Below are 26176 nucleotides of genomic sequence, written 5' to 3' on the forward strand. Positions count from 1 at the left end.
AAAGCTGTCGGATTCCGCAGCAGAAGCACCAATGGCCTCCAGAACGGCGGCTCTCATCCCGGGATCCATGCGACTGAGAAGCTCAAAGTTCTCCGCATCCGGAGTTTGAGCCATGATGGGAATGCCAATCATCAGGAGAAGCAAAAAGAGACGCCGTGCCTCACGCCAACACCGATTCTTCATGGTCGGAAGATCCTCCTGGAAAGAGATAATTGAAACTAACCGATCAGGAGACGGGAATCAACACCGGGAAAGGGAAGGAAAGACCCTGATTTCACCCTGGAAAAGCCTAATCCCCCATCAGTGCCTTGATTCCCAGGATTATCAAGGCAATCAGGGCGATGGGCCAGGCGGCAATGACCAGAAGAATCGGAAGAGCGGCGCCCAGAAGGGGAAGAAACAGGAGCAGGAGAATCAGGGCGATGGCCGCCCCGAGCAGACCCTTGACCATCCAGAAACCGAACTGAAGGGGAAGGAGAATCAGTTTGAAGATCAGGCCGAAAACCGTCAGGGCGATTCCGGCCAGAAGCCCCAGAGCCAGCAGTGCGGAGAGAAATATCAGGAATTCCACGGCATCCTCCTAGATTGCGTATTCTTCCAGCACCTTGCGGGCAATCACCAGTCGCTGAATCTCGCTGGTTCCCTCGCCGATCTCTGTCAGCTTGGCATCCCGGTAGTAGCGCTCGACGGGGTAGTCCTTCGTGTAACCATAGCCACCATAAATCTGGATCGCCTGGCTTGCCGCACGGCTGGCAACTTCACTCGCAAAGAGTTTCGCCATGGAGGCTTCCTTGGCAAAGGAACGCCCTGCATCTTTCAAACGGGAGGCGTGGTAGACCAGATGACGTGCCGCCTCGACCTCTGTTGCCATGTCGGCCAGCTTGTTGCCGATGCTCTGGAAACTCGCAATCGGTTTTCCGAATTGCTCCCGCTCCTGGGCATAGACCGCTGCCTTGTCGAGCGACCCCTGGGCGATGCCCAGCGCCATCGCTCCAATAGAGATTCGTCCCCCTTCCAGAGTCTTCATGAAGGTGACAAAGCCCGTGTCCTTCTCGCCGAGAAGGTTCTCTTCCGGCGCACGGCAATCCTCGAAAATCAGTTCGCGAGTGTCGCTGGCCCGGATGCCCAACTTGTTTTCCTTGGTGCCCAGACGATATCCCGGCGCATCGGTCGGCACCACAATCGCCGAGATGCCCTTGCTCCTTTGGGAACCCGGATCCGTTCGTGCCGTGATGATCGCCAGACCCGCATAAGTTGCGTTCGTAATGAACTGCTTGCTTCCGTTGATGAGCCACTCCCCGTTTTCGAGAAGAGCCGTCGTGCGGGTCCCTCCGGAATCACTTCCGGCACCGGGCTCGGTCAGCCCGAAAGCCCCGAGGTGTTTGCCGCTCGCCAGATCGGGGAGCCACTTCTTCTTCTGTTCCTCATTCCCATTGAGAAGAATGGGCGTGATCCCGAGACTTACTGCCGCCGCAACCGTGATCCCGGTGCTTGCGCAAACGCGAGACAGTTCTTCGACAACAATTGAATAACTCAGGGTGTCCATGCCGCCCCCGCCGTACTCGGGGGGAACCGTCATGCCGAGAATCCCCAGCTGCGCCAGCTTGTCGACATTCTCTCTGGGGAACTCCATGCTCTCGTCGATCTCGGCCGCAATGGGTTCCACTTCCTTCACCGCAAAGTCGCGGATCATGTCGCGGATCATCTTCTGTTCATCATTCAGGTCGAAGTTCGTCAGGAAATCCGCCATGACATTCCTCTCATTCTAACCCGACACGGGCAGCCTTATTCAGGAAAAGAGCGCAGGCCTCAATTCCTTTGTGAAACTGATCGAGGTCCATTTTTTCGTTCGGCGAGTGAAGCCGGTCATCCGGAAGCCCGAAACCCATCAGCACAACAGGAGAACGAAGTTGGGTGCTGAAAGTTTCCACGACCGGGATACTCCCTCCACTTCGAAGCATCACCGGCTCCCGTCCAAAGGCTTCGGAGACCGAGTCGCGGGCTGCGCGGACAAAGGCATTGTCGGGGGCCGCCAAAAATGGATTGCCTCCGTGGTGACGAATGAACTCCAGCTTCACGGAATCGGGAGCGATCGCCCTCAGATGCGCTTCCAGGGCATCCTCGATTTCACGGGGGTCCTGATCGGGAACCAGACGCATCGACAGTTTCGCCGAAGCTTCCGAGGGGAGAACCGTCTTGGCGCCTTCCCCGGTAAAGCCACTCCACATCCCGTTCACTTCCAGGGTCGGTCTTGCCCAGAGTTGCTCGAGGGCCGTGTAAGCCTCTTCGCCTTCAAGAGCTTCCACCCCAAGTTCCCGGCAATACTCCTCCTCGCGAAACGGCAGACTGGCAAAGGCCTCGCGCTCGCTATCTTCCAAAGGGCGAACCCGGTCATAGAAACCGGGAACATTCACGCGACGATTCTCGTCGTGAAGGGAGGCAATCATTCGCGCGAGCACATCGGCAGGATTGGCAACGGCTCCTCCGAACTCGCCACTGTGAAGATCGCGGTTCGGGCCTCTCAGGCGCAGTTCCACATAGGCCAGCCCCCGGAGCCCGTAAAGCAGGCTGGGAATCTCCCGCGAATAGAAAGAAGTGTCGCTGACCAGCACGGCATCGCAGGACAGTCGATCCAGATTCTCCAGCACAAAAGGCTTCAGGGAGGGGCTGCCCACTTCCTCTTCTCCCTCGAAGAGGAACTTCAGTTTCACCGGCAATGCGCCCTGCTCAGCAAGAAGGGCTTCGGCGGCAAAAACATGGCAAAGCAATTGCCCCTTGTCATCCGAAGCTCCTCGCGCAAAGACCGCCCCTTCACGAATCTCGGGCTCAAAGGGAGCACTGTCCCAGAGTTCCAGAGGGTCGACGGGTTGCACATCGTAGTGGCCGTAGACCAGGAGCGTCGGCGCATCCTCGGGACCGGGAAGTTCTCCGCAGACAATCGGGTGTCCTTCGGTCTGGACGATTTCCGGGGAAGCTCCCATCTTCTCCAGTCGATCGGAGAGCCAGCGGGCCGCTTCCTGCACCGCTTCCCGGCTGTCTGCATCGGCGCTGATGCTCGGGATGCGAAGAAAGTCCTGGAGGTCTTCCAGATGCTCTTCGGACTGCGAACGAATTCTCTCAATGACCCTGGTCAAGGCTCTTCTCCTCGCTACCGGATTTCCCGCGCATTCGATCGACCGAACAGGACAGTTCCGCTCCCAGCAAGATGACACTCCAGACCAGGAAAAGCCAGACGAGGAAAGCGGGAATCACGCTCAGAATCCCGTAGATGCGATCAAAGGTCGCAAAGCTAGCAAGATAGCGGACAAAGAGCCACTTCACCCCCTGATAAAGCAGCGTTGCCAGAAGCGCAGCACTGAGAGAGGCCAGCTTGCTGACCTTCGTGTGAGGAAGGATCCAGTAGCCGAGTGCCAGGGAGATCAGCATCAGGGCAAAGGGGAGCAGGTCGCCCAGAAACCATCCCGCGAAGGAATGTCCCGCGACAAGCTCTGCCAGAAACTGGTTCAGCGCGGCCCCGGCCACGAAGAGCAGGGGAGCCAGAATCACGGTCGCCCAGAAGGTGCCCAGCTTGTGTACTTTTCCGCGCCTCTCGCTCACATGCCAGATGTCATTGAAGACCGATTCCACATTCATCAGCATGCCCCAGGCCACCAGGAGAAAGAAGCCCAGTCCGAATAGTCCCATGGCAAGAGCCTGATCCGTGTAGTGCTGCACATTGCGCTGAACGATTTCCTGAAGTTCGGGAGTCGGAAGAAAATAACGGCTGAGCGAATCCAGCAGAGGCGCAAGTTCCCGGTGAAACGGACGAAGAAGCCAGGCCAGAAGCGCGGCAAGGGGAACAATGCTGAGAAGAGTGCCGAAGGCCAGAGAGGAGGCGGCCTGCCCGCAGCGATCCCTGCGGTACTCCCGTAAAAGATCCACGAACAGTGTCCCGATCTTCCTCATCCGGAAACCCCCTCATCCAGTGTGCCATTCTGCAGGATCAGGCGTCGATGGAAAAAGGACTCCATGCCTGTCGGCAGGCAGCAATCCGCCCAGAGCAAGGTCCCCGACCAGCCTTCCAAAGCCCGACGAAGCAGGTGAATCCCGTCGGGGTCAAGAGCCGCAGCAGCTTCATCCAGAAGGAGAAGATCGGGACGGGCAGCAAGAAGCGAGGCAATGGCAAGTCGCCTCTGCTCGCCTGCTGAGAGAAGAAGCGGATCCTTCTCCGCAAACTGCAGGCCCATTCTCTCCAGAGCTTCCCTTGCGATCGCCTCTGCCTCCTCAAAAGAGAAACCCTGCCGAAGGGGAGCAAACATGGCTTCTTCAAGAACCGTCTCCGCAAAGCAGGCCCTCTCCGGATCCTGAAGAGCCAGGGCTCTGCGCAGAGAATCCTGATGATTGATTTCTCCGCGATCCGGATCGGCCAGTCCGGCCAGGAGTTTCAGAAGACTGCTCTTCCCCGAAGCATTGTCTCCAAGAATCAGGATTCGTTCTCTTTCGCGGATTTCCAGAGAAAGGTTCTCAAGAAGCGAAGTTCCGCCGGGATGATTCAGGCCCAGATCCCTGACAGAGAGTAGTGTATCCCCGGTCGGAGGCAGACAGGAAGAGGGCGGGGGAAGGGGATCATCTTCCCAGGCGTCCACGCGGGGAATCAGCCTGGAGCGGTGCTCTCGGTAGACTTCTTCGGGACGAGCATCGGCAATCAGGCGGCCTTCCTCGAGAAGAATCATCCGGTCTGCCTGAAGCGCCCGATCCGGATCCCGACTGATCTCGATCAGCAGTCCGCCCTGACCACGCAAGTCCTCCAGAAAGGTCTGGAAGCTCCGCCAGGACTTCTCGTCCAGATGAAGCTCCGGCTCATCGAGAATGAGAACCGGGCTGTCGAGGATTGTCAGGGAGGCCAGGCCCAGGCGGCGTTTTTCCCCGCCTGAAAGCGCGTGGGGATTGCGATCACGGAGTTCCAGGAGACGGAACTTCCTCAGTGTTTCCTCCAGCCTTCGCCCGGACGGCCCCTCTTCTTTTCGACGAATCGGAGCTTCGCCACTGTGACGGGCACCCAGGGCAACTTCGTCCCGGACGGAGGAAAGAGCAAACTGCGAGTCGGGATCCTGAAAGAGAAAGGGCAGGGGAGGGTTTCCAGAGCAGAGAATCTCTCCGCTGCCTGGAGTATCCAGCCCGGCCAGAAGGCGGGCCAGAGAGGTTTTCCCGGAACCATTGGCTCCCCAGATCAGGCAATGCTCCCCGGCGGAAAAGGACAGGTCCATGGTTTCGAGGATTCCGGGAAGGGAGATTCCCCGTGCTTCCAGAAGACGCGCGCCCTTCATCAGCGGGACTCCTCCAGTTTGCGTCGAATCTCGCGACCCCAAACGCTGTCCGGATCCATTTCAAGATAGCGCTCGCGGAGGATCTCGGCCTCCCGCTTCCGTCCCTGCCGAGCACGGGTCTCGGCCAGAGCGTAAAGAGCCGGGAAATTCTCATCGAGCCGCCAGGAACGCTGGAAGCATCGGGCAGCCCGGGACCAGGCTCCCTGATCGAAATAGACCATGCCGAGAGCATAGTGAAACTCGGGACGGCGGGTCGAGTTCTTGAGTGCAAGGCGCAGGGCCTCTCCGGCCTTCTCCAGTCGCCCGATCTTGCGATAGACGATCCCGAGATTGTAGGCAGCATCGGCTGCGTCGGAGTTTTTCTTCAGTGCTTCCCGAAAGAGGAGGATTGCCTCCGTGTACTCGCCCCGGGAGGCCAGGGACAGGCCTTCATTTACAAGACCGGCTGTCGAGGGAGAAAGAGCGGGCGCAGTTTCCGGAGGAGGGGGAGGCTGCCGGGAACAAGCCGCAAGAAGAAGAAGGACGAGGGCAAAGTACCTCAAGAGGTGTCCTCCCTGAGAAAGGCCAGAAGTGTTTCCCGGATTCCGGCATGATCGCTTTGGGAAAACACGCCCTTTCTCAGTGCGGAAGCTCCAGGAAAGCCCTTCAGGTACCAGGCAATCTGTTTTCGAAACTCCACTACTCCCCGCCTCTCTCCAAGATTCTCCACCTTTGCAGACAAATGCTCGAGGATCAGTTCCACGCGCTCTTCCAGGAGGGGCGCATTCCAGTTCCGCCCCTGCCGTCTTGCCTCAATCTCCTGAAAGACCCATGGATTGCCGATACAACCCCGACCCACCAGGACTGCATCCACGCCGGTCTTTTCGATCATGGCTTCATAGGAATCGGCATCGACAACATCGCCGTTGCCCACCACCGGCAGACTCACGGCCTGTTTCGTTTCCCGGATGATCTCCAGATTCGCCCGACCCTGGAAGAACTGCGTCCGGCTTCGCCCGTGGACGGTGACAAAGGCCAGTCCCTCTTCCTCGGCAAGCCCGGCCGCCTCGGGAGCGTTCAGGTGCTGCTCATCCCAGCCCGCGCGGATCTTCATGCTCACCGGAAGCTCCGTGGCCTCATTGACCGCAGAGACGATCTCCCGCATCAGGGGAAGATCCTTCATGCAGGCAGAACCTCCCCCGCTTCGAACCACCTTTTTCACGGGACAGCCGAAGTTGATATCAATGAAGTCCGGAGAGAGTTCCCCGGCCCGGCGAGCGGACTCGGCCATGGAGGAAGGATTGGAACCGAAAAGCTGGATTCCCAGGGGGCGTTCTTCCTCGCTGAATGCGGCCATGCGCTCTGTGCGTGCGCCCCCCCGGCTCCAACCCTCACTGGAAAGCAGTTCCGTCGTGACATAGATCGAACCCATCCTCCGGCAGATTCTCCGAAAGCTGCGATCCGTGATGCCGGCCATGGGCGCAACCGCCGCTCCTCCCCCTCGAAGGAGTTTGCGCAGGGCCTCGACAGATTCCGTCTTAGTTCTGGAACGATTCATCGAATGAATGGTAGCTTCCCCCCAGTTCTCTTGCCAGCATTTACCCGCGCAAATCAGGGATGGCCATGACTGCGGACTCCTGGATCGAAATCTCCCGCTCCCTCATTCTCCACAATTACGGGATCTTTCTCAAGCTCGCCGCCGGGCGGGACCTTCTCCCGATCGTGAAGGCCAATGCCTATGGACACGGCCTGGAGGAAGTTGCCGAAATCCTGTCCGAAGCCGGGCAGATCTGGTTCGGGGTTCACTCTGCCGCAGAAGCTCAGCGTCTGGCAACAGTAGCCGGAAAGAAGAAGATTCTAATCCTCTCGAGAACCCGGAAGGAAGACCTGGCAGAACTTCTGCCCCTGGGCGCCCGTTTCACCGTGGTTGATCAGGAAGGTCTGGAGGAAACCGAGGCGGAGGGCAAGAAGATCGGTCGCCCCATCCCGATTCACCTGAAGCTGGAGACCGGAGTACACCGGCAGGGATTCATGCCCTCCGACCTGGCGAAGCTGGCAGAAACCGTCCGGGAGAGCCCTTTCCTGGATCCTGAAGGCGCCCATGGCCATTTCGCCAATATCGAGGACAGCACGGATCATTCCTATGCCCTGCAGCAAATGGAACAGTTTCGTCGGGCACTAGAGGAACTGGAAAGCCGGGGAGTCAGGGTCCGCATGAAGCACCACTCCTGTTCGGCGGCAGGGATCCTGTTCCCGGAAACCGCCTTTGACCTCTTGCGCGTCGGCATCTCCCTCTACGGACACTGGCCCAGTCGCGAGACTCTGGCCAGCGCGCGGGCTCTGGAGAGAAACGATCTGGACCTCAAGCCCGCCCTGAGCTGGAAGACCCGACTTCACCAGGTCAAGGAAGTCCCCGCAGGAAGCCATGTCGGCTATGGCTGTACCTGGAAGGCCGGAAAGAAAACGAGGATCGGCATTCTCCCGATCGGCTACTCGGACGGCTATGACCGGGGACTGGACCGGGCCTGGGTTCTCGTTCGGGGGCAGCGTGCGCCACTGAGAGGAAGGGTCATGATGAACCTCTGCGTCGTGGATCTCAGCGAGATTCCCGAGGCAAGACGGGATGACGAGGTGGTGCTGATCGGAAGTCAGGGAGAGGAAACTCTTGGCGCGGAAACGCTGGCCGGGCTGATCGGGACCATCAACTACGAGTTGCTTGCCCGTCTTGCTTCCCACCTTCCCCGATGGGTGGTGGACTGAGCAGATCCATTTCCTTGCGGGGCAGACGCTCGAGGTCCCCGTTCATCATGTGACGCATCAGGGATCGCTCCACATCCCTCAGGTGAAGGAAAGGCTGGTGCTCGACTCCCTCGTTGCGAAGTTTTCGGGCCAGCCCGTTGCGAGCGAAGATCAGGTCTGCCTCCAGGCAGGTACAATAGTCCTGCACCTTGTCTCCCACAAAAACCAGAGGAACGCCGGGGCGGCGAAATCTCCGCAGGTGATAGAGATTGCAACTGGGACAGAGATCGCAACCGAGCACATTATAGTAGGGAAAGCGGAGACGGATGGTGAAGGGCTCCACTTCCATCTGATTGGCAAAAACCGGAATCCCTTCCAGGCCCTCGCGGCGGAGCAGGGTTTCAACTATGCGCCCAAGTCGCTGTGTGGTTACGCCGAAGAGAATGTCCCGTTCGGAAATGAAATCCAGAAAATCAGGGAAGTAGGGATCCACCCGCTGGGAGCGGATGTAGTCATCGACCAGGTCCATGTCGAGGGTCTCGAAGGCCGCCGAACTGGAACCGGAATCCCGCCACTGCTGCCAAGCCCGCTGCGCCAACTCATTGGCGGCATGGTAGTCCTCGCGTTCGGCAAGAACCCCCGCGTCTGCGTCGACAATGAGTGTCGCCTGGTACATTCCACCTTCCGGCGCCATCGCCGGAGCGATGGCTAGGGTTGTGACTCTTCCGCTTCCAGCAGACCGTCGAGCGTCTTGTGCTTTCGAATCAGACGCAGAGCTTCCTGCAATTCCCAGTCATCCCCGATTCCCGCTCTGACCGCTTCTTTCAGGCCGAACTGGTTGTAGAGCATTTCGAAGCGGATGCGGGAGGCAATGAAGTCCCTCTCTTTCTCGAAATCCTCTTCCCCGAACTCGTCCAGATCGTATTCCTGCTTCCGCAAGAAACTCCGGAATTTGCGAGTCTCCTGCCGGTCTGCACGGTAGCTCAGGGCAATCTCCCCCTTGGGAAGCTCCTGCATTGCGTAGTGAAAAAACGAAGCCTTGCCACTTAGCACAAGTGCAAGGTCCGAGAAATCCCTCTCCTCTACCTTGAAATCAGGGTGAATGCCTCCGCCGCCGAGAACCTCTCTTCCCAGAGCCAAGGTGCTGAAACGCGGCAGGCTTTCCAGGGGCATGGACTCAAAGTGGGACTCCGGAAGACTGTCGGATTCCATGTCTCCCATCGATTCCATGAAGTCCTTGCTGTCGAATTTCTTGCGCTGGATGCATCGCCCGCTGGGCGTGTAGTAGTAGGAAGTGGTCAACTTGAGCGCACCGGTATCTTCCTGATTGTAGGTTCTGTCAGACACGGCCATGTCCGGGAAGAGGCGCTGCACGCTTCCCTTTCCAAAGGAATTGAGTCCCACTACCAGTCCCCGGTCCCAGTCCTGAAGGGCACCGGCCACAATCTCACTGGCAGAAGCGGAGGCCCCATTGATCATTACCAACAGGGGATAGTCCCTGGCAAAGGTCGCGCTCGTGCGGGCCACATAGTCGGTTCGGGGAACAGACTTGCCCATGGCGGAAACAATCAGCTGCCCACGGTCGAGGAAAAGGTCGCTCACCTGGCAGGCTGCGTCCAGAAGCCCTCCGGGATTGCTCCTCAGGTCGAGAATCATGCCCTTCAGTTTTGCCCGGGATTCCATCTCATGAATCGCCCGCTGGATTTCGCCGGCCGTCTTCTCCCCGAAGTTCGAACAGCGCAGGTAGGCGATGTCTCCTTCCAGAAGGAAGGTGTAGGGAACACTCTTCACCTTGATGATGTCCCGAGTGATATCAAAAGGAATGATCACCTCGATTCCGGGGCGACGAATGCCGATGTTTACCTGAGTTCCCTTGGGTCCCCGAAGCAGATCCACGGCGTCCTGGATCTTCCAGCCAAGGGTGTTTTCCCCCTCGATCTCCTCAATCCTGTCGCCCCCCCGTATGCCCAGACGGGCGGCAGGCGTGTCCTCGATGGGGCTGATGACTGTCGGATAGTCATCGCGAATTCCGATCTGGATGCCAAGTCCTCCGAACTCTCCCCTGGTGCGGATCGTGAGATTCTCGTAACTCTCGGGCTCCATTCGGGTGCTGAAAGCATCGAGTTGCTCGAACATGGCATCGATGGCCGCATCCACCAGTTCCCGGCTGTCCACTTCCTCGACGTAGTTGCCGAGAATTGCCCGATAGGCGTTGGAAAAACGCTCAAATTCGCGGAAGGCATCGGCCGCGGGGGCTTCCTTTCGGGGAAAACCGAAGGCGATGCTGGCAACCAGGCTGGCCGCAATCAGAACGGGGACGAGAAGATAGAGTCGTTTACGCATGGCACCCTTTCAAATGGTATCCCGTCAATCATAAGGGGGAATGGGGAAGGACGCAAGCGGCATGCTAGACGCGGGAATTCAGGAAACTCTCCAGCTCTGCGATGGCGATTGCTGCCACTTCTTCGGCACTCCTGCTTCCGTCCAGAATGCGAAAGCGCTCCGGGTTTCGTTTCGCTGCGTCCAGATAAGCCTCCCGAACCTTCCGATGAAAACTCATGGCCTCGTTTTCAATCCGGTCGCTTTCCCTTTGCCCGGGTCCACGGCGGAAGCCAAGATCAGGATCCACATCTATCAGAAAGCTCAGATCCGGAAAATGCTCCCCCACGGCTTCGCGATTCAGTCGATCCACCCTTTCATGCCCCAGTTCCCGGCCGCCTCCCTGATAGGCGACACTGGCATCGAGAAAGCGGTCGCTGATGACAACGCCGCCTTTCTTCAAATGAGGAAGGATGGTCTGCACCAGATTCTGCCGCCGGGAGGCAAGGTAGAGGAAGAGTTCGGTCAAGCCGTCCATCTCCCGGTGCTCATTGTCCAGAAGGATGTCCCTGATTGCTTCGGAGATCCCCGGCCCCCCGGGCTCCCGGGTGAGGAGCACCTCCTGCCCCCGGGATTCAAGATATTCCCGGAGATGCATCTTCAAAGTGCTCTTTCCGCTTCCCTCCCCTCCTTCAAGAGTGAGAAAGAAGCCGGGGGCATTCGGGCTATTCATGGTTTCTCACCAGCACATGTACCATCCTCTGAAGTGTCGTCAGCCAGGTAAGAAGAGCCATGATCCAGAGTACCCAGATCAGAAAGGGACGGTTCCAGACGGTCCAATCGGGGAAAAAGAGTGCGAGAATAAGAAGCACCACCCGCTCGGGCCTTTCCAGCAAGCCGACTTTTGCATCCAGACCGAGACCCTCGGCCCGGGCGCGGGCGTAGCTGGTCATCAGGGAGCCGCTCAGGGCGAGTACCACGAGAAACTGAAGAAAGGTCTGTCCCGCAAAAACCACCAGGAGACCGAGGAAAATTGCGATCTCCCCGAGGCGATCGAGGGTGGAATCCAGAAAGGCACCCTGCCTTGTTTCCCGCCCGCCGCTGCGAGCCATGCTTCCATCGAGGATGTCGCAGATTCCCCCGAAGAGCAGCAACCAGGCTGCCGAGATCATCTGCCCCCGGATAAGGGAATAGCCGGCGGCCAGCGAAAGAACCAGACCGATCATGGTCATGGCATTCGGCGTCAATCCGATGTGCAGGAGAAAACGGGCCAGAGGCTCGAGTGGAAATCGGACAGCGTTCTGGATACGGGTCTTGAGCATGATCCTCCTCAGAGGGGCAAAAGCTAGCGGAGGCTCTGCCTCAAGTCAAGTTGCCGGGCCCAACAGGAGAACGATCTCTCCTTTCAGGCGTCGCTCTTTCAGCATCCCGGACAGAGCCCGTGCAGAGTCCCGCAAAACCTCCTCGTGGATTTTGCTGATCTCGCGAACAATGGCCACTTCGCGATCCGGATAGAGTTCGGCCAGCGCGTCCACCGACTTCGCGATCCGGTGAGGAGACTCATAGAAAATCGTGGTGCGGCTCTCTGTGGCGAAGGACTCGAAAAGACGGAGCCGGGCACCGCTTTTGCGGGGTACAAATCCCTCAAAGGAGAAACGGTCGCAGGGGAGCCCGCTGAGCAGCAGAGCCGGAAGGATGGCCGAGGGACCGGGAAGAACCTCCACCGGAAGACCCGCCTCCCGAGCCGCTCGAAGTGCCCGAAAGCCGGGGTCGCTGATGCCGGGCATTCCCGCATCGCTGACCAGGGCAATGAGTTTTCCCTCTTTCAGGAGCTCCACAATCGCAAGGCTTTGGCGTGCCTCATTGTGTTCATGGAAACTCATCATCCGGGTGCTGATCCCATGATGCTTCAAAAGTCGCCCGGTGTGCCGGGTGTCTTCTGCCGCAATCCGGTCGGCTTCCGACAGAACTCTCAGAGCGCGAAGGGTAATGTCTTCCCGGTTTCCAAGAGGCGTGGGGACAAGAACGAGTTTCCCGCTCATCCGGTTCCCCAGTCGCGGGGATAGCGGAAATCCCGATCCACGGTGCGGCGGGAGATTTTCGCAACCACCGGCAGGCGGCGCTTGAACTGGCTGCGACGAATCATCTCCGTAACCCTCTCCACCAGAGCACGGTCAAAACCCTCCTCCACGCATTCTTCGGTATTGCGACGCTCATCGAGCATGAGGCGCAAAAGGGGATCCACCTCATCGTAGCTGAAACCCAGATCCTCTTCGTCACTTTGTCCCGCAAAGAGGTCGGCGCTCGGAGGCTTGTCCACGATTTCTGTGGGAACTCCAAGAAGGCGGGAGAGTTGTCTCACTTCGCTCTTGTAAAGATCGCCGATAGGGTTGACCGCGCTGGCCAGGTCGCCGAAGGCCGTGCCGTATCCAAGAAAGAGTTCGCTCTTGTTGCTGGTTCCCAGAACCAGCGCCCCCTTCTCGGCGGAGAGATCGTAGAGAATGCTCATCCGCTCACGGGCCATCTTGTTGCCTCGCCGGAGGGTGCTCGCATCCGGCTCGTTCTTGTAATAGGAATCGACCATGGGACTGATATCCACTTCCAGAAGCTCCAGACCCGTCGCCGAAGCCACCAGCCTTGCGTGCGAACGGCTCTCTTCGGAACTGCTTCGATAGGGCATGGAGACGGCCGTCACACGATCGACTCCGAGAGCCTCCACGGCCAGATAGGCCACCAGTGCCGAATCCAGGCCCCCGGAAAGCCCGAGAATACCCCGTTCCAGCCCGGTCCTTCCGATTTCACTCTGGAGGAAACGGATCAGAATCCGGTGAACGAGTTCATAGTCGATATCTGCGAAGGGAGTCCTCACTCCTCCTCCAGTCCTGCGCGCTTCTTGAGAATGCGCTCCAGATTTCGGTAGGTGGTTTCCGGAGACTCGTCCCGAAGAAGGGGAAACCGCTGCCGCGCCCTTCGAACATCTCCAAGATCGATGTCCGCAACAAGAAGAGCTTCCTCGTGCATGGGCGCCTCTGCGATCAGGGTGCCACCGGGACTCACCATGCGGCTTCCGCCCCAGTAACTGATTCCGTCCTCCACTCCCACACGATTGGAAAAGGCAATGAAGGAACCGTAGACACTGGCATCATGCAGCAGGCGCTGGTTCCAGAAGGCAGCCGAAGGAGGAAGATCCCCTTTTTCCACTCCGCGAACCGGACTGGCCGCGGAACAGATCATCCCCAAAGCACCATCGAGAAAGGCCAGATGGCTGAGCGAAGGATGCCAGAGATCCTCACAAACCGCCATGCTCATCCTGCCGAAGCGGGTATCGAAGGCCTCAATGCGCTGACCGCGGGCAAAGTAGCGCTGTTCCTCGAACATGCCGTAGGTGGGAAGGTAGACCTTCCGGTGAATATGAAGAACTTCGCCGCCGCTCATCCAGATCAGGCTGTTGGAGGGAAGAAAGTCCCGGGACTCCTCGACCAGACCGAAAACCAGGTCCATGTGACGGGAAGCTTCCCGCAGGGGATCAAGAAAAGAATCCTCCGGAGAGAGCGCGAGATCGGGAACCATGTCCTTGACGAGATAACCCGTCAGACTCAGTTCCGGAAATGCCAGCAGGTCGACACCTTTCGATGCCGCCTCTTCGATTCTGGCAAGGTGAAGATCCCGGTTCTTCTCCTGAAGCCCCAGGGCAGAATCCACTTGGGCAATTCCCATACGAAACTTCATGGGCGTCCCCCTTTCGGCAACAGTCTAGCGAAGGAGTGGGGCGCATGCAAGCGGCCGGGAATTGACAGCAGACCTTGATTTCCCATGCCCCCTTCCCTAATCTATCCCTCGGACCGAAACCTCCTAACCGAAGGAACATGATGAGAAAGACATTCTTGCTGCCCTTCCTGCTGCTCGCCCTCTTTGTGGCCAGTCCTTCCCTGGCCTATCAGGAACTTCCCAGTGTGGAGATCTCCCCCAGTCTGGGACTGCTCAAGTATGACTCCTCCCTTTCGAATTACGAAAGCACCCTCTCCTGGGGCCTTCGCGCGGACCTGCGTTTCGTTCCCTACTTTGGTTTTCAGGTTCACATGGCCCGCTCGACCATCGAGGGCGGCGGCCTTCCTTTTGGAATAGATGACTATGTCAGCCGGGTGCAGTTTGCCCTGACCCGGGATCTTCTTCCCATTCAGGGCTTCTTCATGCATCTGCTGGCGGGAGTGGGGAGCTTCAATCGCCACGAAAGCGGCGTCTATTCCAGTGACAAAAGTGTTCAACTGGGCATCGGCGTTCGACGGAACCTCTTCTCCGATCTATACTTGCGGGGAGATTGCGCCTGGAACGGGGTCTGGATGCCGGGAGAAACCACCGAGGATCTGGATCTCACCTCTCACTATGATCTGAGCGTCTCGCTCTCCTGGCTCTTCGACAACTAGGATTCTCCGAATTCACCGCCATGAAAAAGGCCCTCAAGGATGAGGGCCTTTTTCTCGTTTCGTCGGAAAAATCAGAATATCGAACCGGGTGGCAATTCATCGGGGGGATCCTCCAGAACCAGATCCGCATCTTCCCCGGCAATGGGATTGGTTGTAGCAACCATATCCTTTAGTTCCTTGCTCACCTTGAACACAGGCACAAGGCGCTCGGGAACCGGAACCGGGTCACCGGTTCTCGGATTCCTGGCCATCCGCGCCTTGCGAAGTTTCACCTTGAAGGTTCCAAAGCCCCTGATTTCCAAGTGTTTTCCGTCGGCCAGGGCATCGGAGATAGACTTCAGGAACTGGTCCACCGTTTCGGCCACATCCTTCTTGGTCAAGCCGGTCTTCTGGACAATTTCCTCGACGATTTGCGCCTTCGTCATGCGCCCTCTCCTTTCGGGCAGGGTTTAAACCCTTTACCGATAGCAGATTAGCGGAGATCTGCAAATGCTGTCAAGAACAGCTGGGGAAAGAAATGACCGGTAGCAGGTTTTTTTTTCACCCTGAGTGGCTGAATTCCAAGCCCTTCTTCCGACCAATCTCCGCTGCCGGAGTCAGGCCGTATATGTAAACCATTGAATAGCATTGGCTTACACATCGACTCGAGAGAAAGTGGACCGTGGCATCGAGATTGCTTTTCGAGAGCGGCTGCGGGGGGACGACCTGACCTGCTAATCGACACGACCTCCTGTTTCCTCGCAGCCATTTTGATTCCCGATCAAACGCCATATACGCGCGTGCATGCATTTGAAAAGGAGAACCTGATAATGCGTAATGCTCTGACTCTGATCGCCTTGCTTACCGTCCTCGCCTTTGCGTTGACCGGTTGCTCTGGCACCAATTCCAACCCGGTCGCCCCTCACACTGAGGAAGACCTGGTTCCTCCCGCTGCCCCGATGAACCTCTCCGTGGAAGCTCACGGCAGCAAGCTGGTTCTGATCTGGTCGAACAATGTTGAGTCCGACCTGAGCCACTACACCGTTTACCGCCTGTCGGCCAACGGTCAGTGGGAGTCCATGGGTTCCGCCCTGACATCCAGCTACTACGACCAGATCAGCGGTTCCGGTCTGCATCGCCTGCAGTATCGGATCAGTGCGAGTGACCTCTCCGGCAACGAGAGTGGCTACTCCTCAAGCTTCGAGCTTCTGATCGACTGTGATTCTGGCACTGACAGCAGGGATCTGCGCCCTTTCTAGGAACGCTCCCCTTGTGAAAAAGCCCCGTCATCGACGGGGTTTTTTTTTGCCCTCTCGTTTGCGATGGCAGTATTCGAGAACTTCCCGTCGATAAGCCTCCCGCAGCATCGCCGTCACGGGACCCATCCCCGGCTCACCGATCCTCTTCTCTTCCACGAAGGCAATGGGCAGAATCTCCAGAGTGCTGGCCGTGAGGAAGGCCTCGCTTGCCTCCCGGAGATCCCGGGGGAGGATGGTGCATTCCCGCAGATCCAGCCCCTCGCTTCTGGCAATCTCCAGTACATGGGAACGGGTAATTCCCAGAAGCAGTCCGCTTTCGGGTGAAGGCGTCAGCAGTTTTCCCCGCTCATCCACGAGAAAGAGGTTCGAAAGACTCCCCTCGGTCAACTCTCCCCGGTGATTGGGAAGAAGGATCTCGAAACTGTCCTCCCGCTTCATTTCGAACCGGGCCAGAAGGTTGTTGAGAAAGTTGCCGCTCTTGACCGCGGGATCCAGGGCGGCCGGCAGATTGCGAAAGCGGTCGGCGATTTCCACCTTCACGCCCGTCTCATAGTAGTCCTCTGCGGGCGCCTCATAATGCTCCACCCGAATGACGAGCAGAGGATCCTTCATTTCATGGGGGCGCGCCCGGACATCCCCGATTCCCCGAGTGACCGTAATCCTCATCCGGCCCTCGGAGATCCGGTTTGTCTCCAGAAGTTCCCGGACTCCCTCCTTCAGTTCCCCGTCCGACCAGGGAAGATCCAGATAAATCGACCGCCCAGACTCCCGCAGCCGCAGGAGGTGTTCATCGAGAAGAAAGGGGCAACCTCCATAGACCCGAAGGGTCTCATAGATCCCGTCTCCGAAAAGAAAGCCCCGGTCCGACACAGACACCTTCGCTTCCCCAACAGGAATGACGCGAAGATTCAGCAGCACATGGCTGGCCATCTCAGCTTTCATGGAAGATACCCTCCAAAAAAAAAAGCCCCCGCAAGCGGGGGCTCGGATTGAAACGCCGATCAGGCCTTGGTCACGTTTGTGGCCAGTGGGCCCTTGGGGCCCTGGCTGATCTCGAATTCGACTTCCTGTCCTTCGTTGAGAGTCCGGAAGCCTTCTCCTTCAATGTTGGAGAAGTGGACGAAGATATCATCCCCGGTCTCTTGCTCGATGAAACCATATCCCTTGGCCTCGTCGAACCACTTTACTTTACCGCGCAAAACTGCCCCCTTGATAAAACAAAAACGGAGCGGGAAGACGGACTTCCCCTTTCAAACCTAGCACAGTTTCCGGATTGAGGTCAAGAGGGGGCGTTAAGATCTTGCAGGATAGTAAGATAGCTCTTGTAGCGAGTGTTATTAACCTTGCCGTTCTCCACCGCTTCCCGCAAAGAGCAGCGGGGCTCGTGAGAATGACTGCAATCGGGAAAGTGGCAGCCGTAGCTATAGTCCCTGAATTCGGGGAAGTAGCCTGAGAGCTCCCGGGCCGGGATCTTCCAGAGAGAAAACTCCCGCATCCCCGGCGAGTCTGCAAGAAAACCCCCCGAATCAAGAGCGTGAATCTGCGTGTAGCTCGTGGTATGCCGCCCCTTGCCCGTGGATTCACTCACTTCTCCGGTGGCGATTTCCAGACCCGGCTGGATCCGATGCAGGAGGCTGCTTTTGCCGCTCCCGGAAGGTCCCAGAAAGATGCTGACCCGATCCTTCATTTCAGCGGCCAGGGAATCGAGACCCTCGCCACTGAGGGCGGAACCCAGAAGAACCGGATAGCCGGCAAGGCGGTAGGGTTCCACCAGTTTCTCGATCTCGTCACGGCCAAGCAGGTCACACTTGTTCAGACAGAGGAGGGAGTCGATCCTTCTTTGGGAGGAAGCCACCAGCAGGCGGTCCAGAAAACCGGCGTTGAAGTCCGGTTGCCGGGCACTCATGACCGCAATCACGCGGTCGATGTTGGCGATCAGGGTCTGTTCCCTGCGTCCCCTGCCCGCCGAAGCCCGAGAAAGGAAATTGTCGCGGGGAAGGACTTCCTCGATGACACCGTCCCGGGCCGGGTCATCGTCGGGACCGGTAAGGAGAATGTGTACCCGGTCCCCCACCACCACATTGCGCAGGCGGCCCTGCTCTTCCTTCTTGATCCTGCCCCGAAGACGGCAGGGAACCTCTCCCTCTTCCGTCAGCACCCGATAGCGGTCGCTTTCGGCGCGAATCACCTGCCCCTTTGAGAACCCTGTTGACATGCGCAGAAGATAGCAGGTTTTTTCCCCGTCGGGAAGCCTTCATGGCTTGTCCCCACCGCAGACTTTTGTTAGCCTGTAGGCATCATTAATCCCGCCCAAGGGAGAGACCATTGACACAGACCTCTTCTCGAAACGAAGGAAGCCTATCTCCCATGACTCGCGAAGAACTCCTGACTCTCTTCAAGCCTGAACTCTTTATTCCAAACCTGAATGCCACTTCAAGAGACGAAGCTCTCGAGGAAATGGTCGACCATGCAGTGCAGGCCGGGGTTATTCAGGATCGGGATGTCATTCTCGGCATGTTGAAAAACCGGGAAAGCCTGGGCAGCACTGGCCTTGGAAACGAAGTGGCATTCCCCCACGGGCGCTCCCTCGCGGTTCCCGGGCTGATGACACTGGTTGCAATTTCCCAGAAGGGTGTCGACTACGGAGCCATTGATGCGAAGGCCGTCCGCCTGTTTTTCATGTTCATCGCACCTCCCGTGGAGAAGGAAAACCGCTACCTTCCCGCACTTGGCAAGGTTGTCGAAATGGTCCGCAATGAGGACACTCGCATGAACATGATTCGCTCGGGCAACTTTGAAGAATTCCAGTCCATAATCGGGGGTGAATGATTGACCGATCTGAATGAACACCTGCTTCGCCTGGTGGCGCTTCAGGATCTCGATGACATGATCCGGGAAACTGAGGACAAGACCCACGCACAGAAACTGGCCGACATGGGCTTTGGTCTGGAGGGTCTGGACGACCTTCAGGGAGCCCGCAAGGAATTGTCGGAGAGCATCCGTCCCCAGCTTCTCAGCCGCTATGAAAGAACCAGCAAGAGACTCGGTCGGGCTGTGGTTCCGGTGACCGGAAACCTCTGCCTGGGCTGCTTTGCTGTGATTCCAACGGCTTTTACTTCGGCCGAGAACAGCGATAAAATCCTACATTGCGAGAATTGCGGGAGGATCCTGTACTGGCCCGGCGGAAAAATCGGCCGAGGGGCTTGACAGGCCTCTGCCCGATCCTCTAACATTCTACTTTCTCTCACCCTCCTGCGGGAGTTTTCGCTTCGGCGTAGCTCCTGCAGGTTTTTTTCTGCCCTGGATTTCGCCTTCCGGAAACAATCCCCTGACAGAACATTCATCCTTGCCAGAAGCTGGTCCCTGATCGGAACCGGACTTGCGATTATCATCCTGGACCTCTGGCTCATTGCCATAGCGCTCGTCTCATTGAGAAATATCCGGATGGAAAAAGAAAACCTTCACGCCTGATCCCGGCGGAAGCTCTCCCTGCCCTGGCGGAAGCAGGATAAAGCTGTTGGCCTCTCCAAGGCTGCTGAGAATGTGACTCCCGTGGGGAGGGCAGGGCCGGCTGAGAAACTGCCCGTCATCCCAGCGGGTATGCGCTCTTGCGAAGAAGCTCTTCTTGGGTTTTCCAGAAAGCGATTCCTCCAGCACTGCCAGAACTTCCGGGGGGCGAGTCTTCCGGTGACCACTCATCCTCTTCAGCGCAGGCAGAAGGTAGAACCAGGCCGCCAGAAAACTGGAAACCGGATTGCCGGGAAGACAGAACACAGGCTTGGCTTTCCATTGAAAGAAGGCCAGGGGCTTGGCGGGCTGCTGGGTGACCTTATGGAAAATCCAGCGCGCGCCGAGAGCCTGCAGGCTTTCTCCCACGAGATCATAACGCCCTGCCGAGATTCCCCCGATTGTGACCAGACAGTCATACTCGTCCAATGCAGAAGCCAGAAGGTCCGATAGCGCCCCCTTTCGATCCGGAGCAGGGCCGATCAGTTCCGGCTGAAAGCCCTCAGCCTCAAGCATTGCTTTCAGGGCCGGGCGATTGCTGTCCCGAATGCCCGAAGGGCCAGGGCTTTCCCGATAATCGGCAAGCTCGTTTCCTGTTGCCAGAAGTGCAACACGGGGAAGCCGAGCGCAGGGCAACTCTCTCACTCCCTGTGCGGCAAGGAGGGCGATTTCCGCCGGGCGCAGAAGCCTCCCATTCTCCATGAGGAGTTCTCCCTTTTGAACATCCTCTCCGGCGGGACGCAAATGACGGACTTCCCGGGGGAGTTCGGCATGGAAATGAACCACGCCGTCCCCCTCCTCGCAGTCCTCGACGGGAACCACGCCCTCACAGTCTGCGGGCGCCGGGGCGCCGGTGAGGATGCGAAGGCAGCTTCCCGGGGGCCAGGGAATTGCCGGGTCTCCCCCTGCCGCAATTTCCCCGGCGAGAGGAAGACTGCGGGGAGATTCTTTCGAAGCCCCTTTCAAATCTGCTTCGCGAAGTGCAAATCCGTCCATGGCGCTGTTGGCAAAGCGGGGCAGGTCTTCTGTGGCCGCAAGATCCTCCATGAGAATCCTGCCGCTGGCCTTGTCAAGAGGAAGAACTTCGCTTGAGGCGGGAGGAAGGTGCTGCTCGATCAGGTCGATCGCTTCCTCAACGCTCACAAACAGTCGCTCGGGACCGGTGCTCATTCTGTCTCCCTCTGCCAGTGCCCGGACCTGCCCCCGCTTTTTTCCAGCAGGAAGATCTCCCTGATCCGGATGCCCTTGTCCACGGCCTTGAGCATGTCATAGACCGTGAGCGCTGAAACGCTGACGGCACTCAGAGCCTCCATCTCCACGCCGGTCTTCCCCTCACAGGAGACCCGAGACTCGATCAGAATCTCCCTGCTTTCGACTTCGAGGTGAAGATCCACGGAAACATGATGGAGGGGGATCGGGTGGCAGAGGGGAATCAGTTCGCCACAACGCTTGGCCGCCTGGATCCCTGCGATTCGGGCTACTGCGAAGACATCTCCCTTCGGGTTCTCCCGAAGAGCCTCCATGGATTCCTGACCCAGTTGAACTCGAGCCCGGGCGCGCGCCATTCTCGCCGATAGCTTCTTGTCTCCCACGTCCACCATTCGGGCACGGCCCTCCGGATCCAGGTGCGAAAGCTCTGACATGTTTCTTGCTCTCCTTGTAGGGGAAATCGGTGGGGCTTCATCCTCGGGGATGAAAGCCTCTTGCTGCATTCTAGCGAGGAAGAAGAGGGAATCAACAGGAAGTCTGCACCCTTTTGGGATCTTGTTTCCCGGAGTCCCTATTCCTCCCGGAGAAAGTCATGGAAAAAACTGCCACTTTGCTGGAGATCCTGGAAAGTAATCTGCCTGTCGTTCAGGAGCGGATGGCTCTGGGTATTCGCTCCGCCGGGCAGGCCAATTTCCAGGACAAGAGCGATGAGGATCTGGACAAACTGGCCTGGAGCTATCTCGATCCCATCCTCCAGTCTCTCCGTTTCGACAATGACTACCTCTACACCTTCTTCATTGACTTTACAAGTGACCGGAATGCAAAGAGCGGCCAGCCGATCCGTGACATGCAGTTCATCATCAATCTCATGGGGAATCTCCTCTGGGAAGTGGTGAGCCGCGAAAGCAGCCCGGAGACCCTGTCCGGTAATCTGGCACGCCTGATCATGCTTCTCTCCAAGGGAAAAGATGCCATTAGTGGCATCTACATGAGGCAGAGAAATCAGGCTCTGGAAGAACTGCGGAAGGCAAACCTGCGGCTCATGGAACTGGGCAAACGCAAGCTCGACCTGCTGGCCAAGGTCAGCCATGAGTTGAAGACGCCCCTGACCTCCGTCATTGCCTACTCCGAACAACTCCGGGGGGATCTGCCGAAAGATGTTCGCGCGGAGTTCACAGAAGTGGTTTACGATCAAAGCCACAAGCTTCTCGCCCTGATCGAGGATCTCATGGACTACTCGCGGAGCGAGGATCAGCAGAGTCGCCTGAACCTGCAGCGGTCTGACCTGAAAAGTGTCATCGAGGAAGCCGTCTCCACGGTTCAGAGCCGCGCCCAGGAGAAGGGCGTGCAGTTGGTCATCGACAATGTTACAGGGGTCCCGGAAATCCGCATGGATTCCTTCCGCATCCAGCAGGTGATCTGGAATCTGCTCACCAATGGCGTGAAATACAATCGCGAGGGTGGCGAGGTGTTGATCTCTGCCCGCAGGCGCGGCGACGAGATTATCGTGAGCGTTCGGGATACCGGCATCGGCATTGCGCTCGAGGACCAGGAGCGTATTTTCAGTCGATTCCACCGCTCCCATGATCCCATGGCCCAAATGGAAACCGGGGCCGGACTCGGTCTCGACCTCGCCCGCCACTATGTAAACCTCCACGGCGGGAACATTTGCGTGGAAAGCCTGCCGGGAAAGGGAAGTACCTTCTCCTTCACCCTGCCTCTTGAAGGTCCCCCCGAAGTGCAGGAAGAAGAGAAGGGCAAGAGTCCCTCCCATCAGAAAGTCGGCTAGCTTCCTGCTTGCCCCTTCCCCCCTCTTGCTTCATCCTCCCCGAGGAACTTTCTTGTTCTTCAAGCTCGTGGAGGAAAATGCCTTCCATCCTTGTGATCAATCCAGGATCGACCAGCACGAAGATCGCTCTCTTTTCCGAAGAGGGAATCCTCGTGGAAGAGTCGCTGGAGCACGATGCTTCCGCACTGCGGCAACTGCCCTCCATCGCAGCACAGCTTTCCCTGAGAAAACAGACCCTGCTCGACTTTCTTGAACGCCACAATCCCGGAAAACTCGACATGATCGTCGGTCGCGGGGGTCCTCTTCGACCCCTGGAAGGCGGAACCTGGATCGTCAACAGGGAAATGGCAGACGACCTCCGCTCTGCCCGCTACGGAGAACACGCCAGCTTGCTGGGCGGACTTCTGGCGCTGGATCTGGCAGAAGCCCATGGAACACGGGCCTGTGTGGTAGACCCCGTAACCGTGGATGAAATGGACGATGTGGCACGCGTCAGCGGAGTGAAGGGAATCGAACGACGCGGCCGGGGACATGCCCTGAACCTGAAGGCTGTCTGCCGGCAGGCCGCCGAGGAATTGGGCAAGCCCCTGGAGGAGACCCGCCTGATCGCCGCCCACCTTGGCGGGGGAATCAGTGTGGCTCTCATGCGCGGGGGAAAGATCCGGGACATCAACGACGGTCTTCTCGGCATGGGTCCTTTCAGCGCAAACCGCGCGGGAGCCTTGCCCCTGAGTGGAATCCTCGACCTGGCCTTTGCTCCAGGGCAGAGCCGTTCTTCTCTTGAAAAACAACTCTCCTCCGGAGCAGGTCTCTACAGTTACCTCGGCACGGCCGACCTCCGGGAAATCGAGAAGAGAATCGAGGAGGGCGATGAAGAGGCCCGCTTCCATCTCGAAGCCATGGCCTACCAGATTGCCAAGGAAATCGGAGCCGGCATTGCCGCTCTTCAGGGCAAGGTAGACGGCATCGTCCTTACGGGCGGAATGAGTCGTTGCGAGTTTCTCATGAAGAAGCTTCGGGACTCCCTGAGCAGTCTCGCTCCCCTCTTTCACTCTCCCGGCGAAAAGGAAATGGAAGCTCTGGGACTCGGGGCTCTTCGGGTTCTCAAGGGGGAAGAAGAGGCTCGGGTATATCAACAGGAATCCGGAAGCCCATCCGGCAGTCAGCCCCCTCGCTCCTTTGAGGATCTCATCGCCCGTCTTTCAGGCGACACTCCGCGCAGGGTTGCTGTTGCGGGGGCGGCAAAGGCCAGCGTGATCGAGGCTCTGGCCCGGGCTTCTCACAGGGGCATTGTCGAACCCCTTCTTCTGGGACCGGAAGACAAGATCCGGGAACTCTGTGGGAAAGCGGGGCTCGAAAACCCCCTCATTCTGGATATCCCGGAAGATGACGAGACTCTCGCGAAGGCGGCTGTGCGGGAGGTTCGCGAAGGCCGCGCCCAGATTCTCATGAAGGGAAGCCTGTCCACTTCCTCTCTATTGAAGGCGGTTCTCCATGCGGAGGAAGGTCTGCGGGGAGACGGGAAACTCTCGCATGTCGCGCTTCTGGAAAGCAGGGGACGATGGATGCTCCACACGGACGGGGGCATCAATGTCGAGCAGGATCTGGAAACGAGAAAGAGCATTCTCTCCAATGCCGTAGCGCTGGCCAGGCGGCTGGAGATTCCGGAACCTGCGATTGCAGGCCTGGCTCTCGTGGAGAACGAGAACAAGGATCTTCCCGAAACTCTCGATATGAAACAGCTCGCCCTCTGGGTGGAAGAAGGGGCACTGGGGGATGCGAGGATGGAGGGACCGCTGGCTCTCGATGTAGCTTTCTCCAGAGAGTCCGCCGATAGTAAAGGCAGCGACAGCAAGTTGTCCGGTTGCGTCGACATTTTTCTTGGCCCGAACATTACGGCCACGAACTTTGTCGTAAAGGCGCTCCTGGACTACCGCCAGGTGAAGGTTGGCGGGCTGGTGCTCGGGGCCCGGGTGCCCATCGTGCTTCTCAGCAGAAGTGACAGCCCCGAGACGCGTCTATACAGTCTGGCTTTGGGAGCCTACTGCGATTCTCCCGAGTCCTGATTCTGAGACATATATTCCTGGAAACCCGTGTCCCGGTAAGCGCCCGTGGAAACATAGTCGAGAATGACGGCAAACTCCTCCGCCTTCCGAAAGCCGGGAACAGGAGCCAGGGGCTTGCCCTCGGAATCGAGGAACCAGGTCGTAGGATAGCTTTTCACATTGTACTGACGGGCAAGCTCCACACCGCTTTTGGCTTCTTCGCCCTCGCCCTGCGCATCCTTGCTCTCGGCATTTACCTTGATCGCCACAAAGCTCTCGGCCAGTCGATCCTGAACGATCTTCTGTGAATAGGTTTCCTCATCGAGCACCTTGCACCAGTGGCACCAACTCGTCCAAAAGTCGATCAAGACCGGCTTTCCTTCGCTCTTTGCGAGAGCCACTCCAGACTCATAATCCATCCACTGGATTCCGCCGGAAACGCTTTCCCCCTGTTTCTCTCCGCAAGCAAGGAGGAAGAATACAAGAATCAGAACTCTCGGGATCATCTTCATGCATAGCCTACTTTCTGGAAATCCAGGTCTTTCGGACACTGTTCTGGGCAAGAGCGGGAACAGAGGCAAGCACCTCTCCCTCAAGAAGCACCTGGATCTCCCCAAGCACCTCTCCTTCACGAATCGGGGCGGACAGATCCTCGGCCCGATCCAGCGAGATACTGACCCGCGCAAGATCCTCTTTCCTTACGAGATATTGAAGGTCCGCAGCAGCCGCCACTCTTACGCGGCCCTTCCAGCTTTTTCGAACGGGAAACTCCACTCCCAGACCGTCGTTCTTGCGCAGGGCCAGGCGAAGGGTCCAATCCTGAAAGCCGCTTTCCAGCAGTTCCACCACTTTGTTGTCGCGAATATCCTGGCTCTCGGCTCCCAGAACCACGGCAATCAGCCTGCGACCATTTCGCTCGGCACTTGCCACCAGATTGGAACGGGCCTCGTCATGGTAACCCGTCTTCAGTCCATCCATTCCCTTGAATTTCTTGAGGACAGTATTGGTATTGGCCAGAACCAGACCGCGGCGAAAGCGGGTCCAGGTCTTTGAGGTCCACTCCAGAACTCCCGGGTAATGCAGAATCACCTCACGGGCGAGAATCGCCTGGTCGCGAGCACTCGTGAGATTCCGCATTCCATTGCTGGCGGGAAGCCCGGTGACATTTGCGTATTGAGAGGATTCCATACCCAGACCGGCGGCCCGGTTATTCATGGCGGCCAGCGTTTCCTCGATGCTGCCGAAGAGCCCTTCGGCCACCGTGACCGCTGCATCGTTGGCAGAGCCAAGGGCCACGGCCTCAATCAGTCGCTGAAAGGAAGTCTTGTCTCCCTTTGCGAGATAGACCTGACTTCCTCCCATGCTCTGGGCCAAAGAGGAACTCTCCAGAAGCGTTTCCGGGCTCACCCGTCCCTGGTCCTGGGCTTCCCTGGCCAGCAGCAGCAACATAAGCTTCACCACGGAAGCGGGAGACCGGGAGAGGTCCGCGTTTTCCTCCTGAAGAATCTGGCCACTCGCGGCATCCATCAGAAGTGCCGAAGCATAGTCAGCCGCGTGGGCCAGTGAGGGCAGAAGCAGAAGAAAGAGAATTGCAAGGAACTGTCGCATAGGCAGGGAAGCT

Annotated in this window: 30 protein-coding genes; 7 read left to right on the forward strand and 23 right to left on the reverse strand. The window is 58.1% G+C overall.

The window, feature by feature from the left end; translation table 11 throughout:
* The 8 genes from QGH30_03945 to dusB form a co-directional block, all read right to left on the reverse strand.
* Positions 1–183 (reverse strand): hypothetical protein (locus tag QGH30_03945; GenBank protein ID MDP7021487.1); only part of this gene is annotated, 183 nt, incomplete at its 3' end.
* Between the two features lie 106 nt (positions 184–289).
* Positions 290–571: a hypothetical protein gene (locus tag QGH30_03950; GenBank protein ID MDP7021488.1), complete on the reverse strand. Its 282-nt coding sequence runs from the start codon at positions 569–571 to the stop codon at positions 290–292.
* Positions 572–580: 9 nt separating this feature from the next.
* On the reverse strand, positions 581–1750 hold the full coding sequence (locus QGH30_03955; protein ID MDP7021489.1) for an acyl-CoA dehydrogenase: 1170 nt from the start codon (positions 1748–1750) through the stop codon (positions 581–583).
* Positions 1751–1760: 10 nt separating this feature from the next.
* Positions 1761–3134, reverse strand: coding sequence for a dipeptidase (locus tag QGH30_03960; protein MDP7021490.1), 1374 nt, complete (start codon positions 3132–3134; stop codon positions 1761–1763).
* Positions 3118–3945 (reverse strand): YhjD/YihY/BrkB family envelope integrity protein, encoded by an 828-nt coding sequence (locus QGH30_03965; protein ID MDP7021491.1) that lies wholly within the window; start codon positions 3943–3945, stop codon positions 3118–3120. Before QGH30_03965 ends, QGH30_03960 begins: the two co-directional genes overlap by 17 nt.
* Positions 3942–5306 (reverse strand): ATP-binding cassette domain-containing protein, encoded by a 1365-nt coding sequence (locus QGH30_03970; GenBank protein MDP7021492.1) that lies wholly within the window; start codon positions 5304–5306, stop codon positions 3942–3944. The genes QGH30_03965 and QGH30_03970 overlap by 4 nt, the downstream gene beginning before the upstream one ends.
* Entirely contained in the window at positions 5306–5848 is a 543-nt protein-coding gene (locus QGH30_03975) for a tetratricopeptide repeat protein (protein ID MDP7021493.1), read from the reverse strand. The genes QGH30_03970 and QGH30_03975 overlap by 1 nt, the downstream gene beginning before the upstream one ends.
* Positions 5845–6843 carry a tRNA dihydrouridine synthase DusB gene (gene dusB, locus QGH30_03980; protein MDP7021494.1) on the reverse strand — a complete coding sequence of 333 codons (999 nt, stop codon included), beginning with the start codon at positions 6841–6843 and terminating at the stop codon, positions 5845–5847. Before dusB ends, QGH30_03975 begins: the two co-directional genes overlap by 4 nt.
* Before the next feature lie 65 nt (positions 6844–6908).
* Here dusB and alr point away from each other — a divergent pair, with 65 nt between their 5' ends.
* Positions 6909–8045 (forward strand): alanine racemase, encoded by a 1137-nt coding sequence (gene alr, locus QGH30_03985; protein ID MDP7021495.1) that lies wholly within the window; start codon positions 6909–6911, stop codon positions 8043–8045.
* On the opposite strand, the gene QGH30_03990 is transcribed toward alr, so the two are convergent.
* The 7 genes from QGH30_03990 to QGH30_04020 form a co-directional block, all read right to left on the reverse strand.
* Positions 7987–8718 carry a hypothetical protein gene (locus QGH30_03990; GenBank protein ID MDP7021496.1) on the reverse strand — a complete coding sequence of 244 codons (732 nt, stop codon included), beginning with the start codon at positions 8716–8718 and terminating at the stop codon, positions 7987–7989. The genes alr and QGH30_03990 overlap by 59 nt on opposite strands.
* A gap of 14 nt (positions 8719–8732) precedes the next feature.
* The gene (locus QGH30_03995) at positions 8733–10367 is read right to left on the reverse strand and encodes a S41 family peptidase (GenBank protein ID MDP7021497.1); all 1635 of its coding nucleotides are present in this window, start codon (positions 10365–10367) and stop codon (positions 8733–8735) included.
* Between the two features lie 64 nt (positions 10368–10431).
* Positions 10432–11076 (reverse strand): dTMP kinase, encoded by a 645-nt coding sequence (tmk, locus tag QGH30_04000; protein MDP7021498.1) that lies wholly within the window; start codon positions 11074–11076, stop codon positions 10432–10434.
* Positions 11069–11665, reverse strand: coding sequence for a CDP-alcohol phosphatidyltransferase family protein (locus QGH30_04005; protein MDP7021499.1), 597 nt, complete (start codon positions 11663–11665; stop codon positions 11069–11071). Before QGH30_04005 ends, tmk begins: the two co-directional genes overlap by 8 nt.
* A gap of 45 nt (positions 11666–11710) precedes the next feature.
* Positions 11711–12385, reverse strand: a complete 675-nt coding sequence (gene rsmI / locus QGH30_04010; GenBank protein ID MDP7021500.1) for a 16S rRNA (cytidine(1402)-2'-O)-methyltransferase — start codon at positions 12383–12385, stop codon at positions 11711–11713.
* Positions 12382–13212, reverse strand: coding sequence for an NAD+ synthase (locus QGH30_04015; GenBank protein ID MDP7021501.1), 831 nt, complete (start codon positions 13210–13212; stop codon positions 12382–12384). Before QGH30_04015 ends, rsmI begins: the two co-directional genes overlap by 4 nt.
* Positions 13209–14072 carry a nitrilase-related carbon-nitrogen hydrolase gene (locus QGH30_04020; GenBank protein ID MDP7021502.1) on the reverse strand — a complete coding sequence of 288 codons (864 nt, stop codon included), beginning with the start codon at positions 14070–14072 and terminating at the stop codon, positions 13209–13211. The genes QGH30_04015 and QGH30_04020 overlap by 4 nt, the downstream gene beginning before the upstream one ends.
* A gap of 140 nt (positions 14073–14212) precedes the next feature.
* Between QGH30_04020 and QGH30_04025 the strand changes: the two genes are divergently transcribed.
* Positions 14213–14767, forward strand: a complete 555-nt coding sequence (locus QGH30_04025; protein ID MDP7021503.1) for a hypothetical protein — start codon at positions 14213–14215, stop codon at positions 14765–14767.
* Between the two features lie 71 nt (positions 14768–14838).
* On the opposite strand, the gene QGH30_04030 is transcribed toward QGH30_04025, so the two are convergent.
* Positions 14839–15192 (reverse strand): HU family DNA-binding protein, encoded by a 354-nt coding sequence (locus QGH30_04030; GenBank protein ID MDP7021504.1) that lies wholly within the window; start codon positions 15190–15192, stop codon positions 14839–14841.
* 384 nt (positions 15193–15576) lie between these two features.
* Between QGH30_04030 and QGH30_04035 the strand changes: the two genes are divergently transcribed.
* Positions 15577–16005: a hypothetical protein gene (locus tag QGH30_04035; GenBank protein ID MDP7021505.1), complete on the forward strand. Its 429-nt coding sequence runs from the start codon at positions 15577–15579 to the stop codon at positions 16003–16005.
* Positions 16006–16032: 27 nt separating this feature from the next.
* On the opposite strand, the gene QGH30_04040 is transcribed toward QGH30_04035, so the two are convergent.
* The 3 genes from QGH30_04040 to rsgA form a co-directional block, all read right to left on the reverse strand.
* Complete coding sequence (locus QGH30_04040; GenBank protein MDP7021506.1) at positions 16033–16947, reverse strand: aminotransferase class IV; 915 nt, start codon at positions 16945–16947, stop codon at positions 16033–16035.
* Positions 16948–17006: 59 nt separating this feature from the next.
* The gene (locus QGH30_04045; protein ID MDP7021507.1) at positions 17007–17204 is read right to left on the reverse strand and encodes a cold-shock protein; all 198 of its coding nucleotides are present in this window, start codon (positions 17202–17204) and stop codon (positions 17007–17009) included.
* Between the two features lie 80 nt (positions 17205–17284).
* A complete protein-coding gene (gene rsgA / locus QGH30_04050; protein MDP7021508.1) occupies positions 17285–18220 on the reverse strand; it encodes a ribosome small subunit-dependent GTPase A in 936 nt (311 codons plus the stop codon).
* A gap of 152 nt (positions 18221–18372) precedes the next feature.
* On the opposite strand from rsgA, the gene QGH30_04055 reads away from it, so the two are divergent.
* Complete coding sequence (locus QGH30_04055; protein ID MDP7021509.1) at positions 18373–18834, forward strand: PTS sugar transporter subunit IIA; 462 nt, start codon at positions 18373–18375, stop codon at positions 18832–18834.
* A complete protein-coding gene (locus QGH30_04060) occupies positions 18835–19212 on the forward strand; it encodes a hypothetical protein (GenBank protein MDP7021510.1) in 378 nt (125 codons plus the stop codon).
* 219 nt (positions 19213–19431) lie between these two features.
* On the opposite strand, the gene QGH30_04065 is transcribed toward QGH30_04060, so the two are convergent.
* Together QGH30_04065 and moaC are read right to left on the reverse strand one after the other, a co-directional pair.
* The gene (locus QGH30_04065) at positions 19432–20682 is read right to left on the reverse strand and encodes a molybdopterin molybdotransferase MoeA (protein ID MDP7021511.1); all 1251 of its coding nucleotides are present in this window, start codon (positions 20680–20682) and stop codon (positions 19432–19434) included.
* Positions 20679–21155: a cyclic pyranopterin monophosphate synthase MoaC gene (gene moaC, locus QGH30_04070; GenBank protein MDP7021512.1), complete on the reverse strand. Its 477-nt coding sequence runs from the start codon at positions 21153–21155 to the stop codon at positions 20679–20681. Before moaC ends, QGH30_04065 begins: the two co-directional genes overlap by 4 nt.
* Positions 21156–21313: 158 nt before the next feature.
* Between moaC and QGH30_04075 the strand changes: the two genes are divergently transcribed.
* Both QGH30_04075 and buk read left to right on the forward strand, forming a co-directional pair.
* Positions 21314–22510 (forward strand): HAMP domain-containing sensor histidine kinase, encoded by a 1197-nt coding sequence (locus QGH30_04075; GenBank protein MDP7021513.1) that lies wholly within the window; start codon positions 21314–21316, stop codon positions 22508–22510.
* Between the two features lie 77 nt (positions 22511–22587).
* Positions 22588–24576 (forward strand): butyrate kinase, encoded by a 1989-nt coding sequence (gene buk, locus QGH30_04080; GenBank protein ID MDP7021514.1) that lies wholly within the window; start codon positions 22588–22590, stop codon positions 24574–24576.
* On the opposite strand, the gene QGH30_04085 is transcribed toward buk, so the two are convergent.
* Both QGH30_04085 and QGH30_04090 read right to left on the reverse strand, forming a co-directional pair.
* Entirely contained in the window at positions 24552–25067 is a 516-nt protein-coding gene (locus tag QGH30_04085; protein ID MDP7021515.1) for a thioredoxin fold domain-containing protein, read from the reverse strand. The genes buk and QGH30_04085 overlap by 25 nt on opposite strands.
* 7 nt (positions 25068–25074) lie before the next feature.
* The gene (locus tag QGH30_04090; protein MDP7021516.1) at positions 25075–26163 is read right to left on the reverse strand and encodes a D-alanyl-D-alanine carboxypeptidase family protein; all 1089 of its coding nucleotides are present in this window, start codon (positions 26161–26163) and stop codon (positions 25075–25077) included.
* Positions 26164–26176 lie beyond the last annotated feature (13 nt).

The organism is Candidatus Krumholzibacteriia bacterium, assembly GCA_030748535.1.
In the GTDB taxonomy this organism is placed as follows: Bacteria; Krumholzibacteriota; Krumholzibacteriia; order JACNKJ01; family JACNKJ01; genus JASMLU01.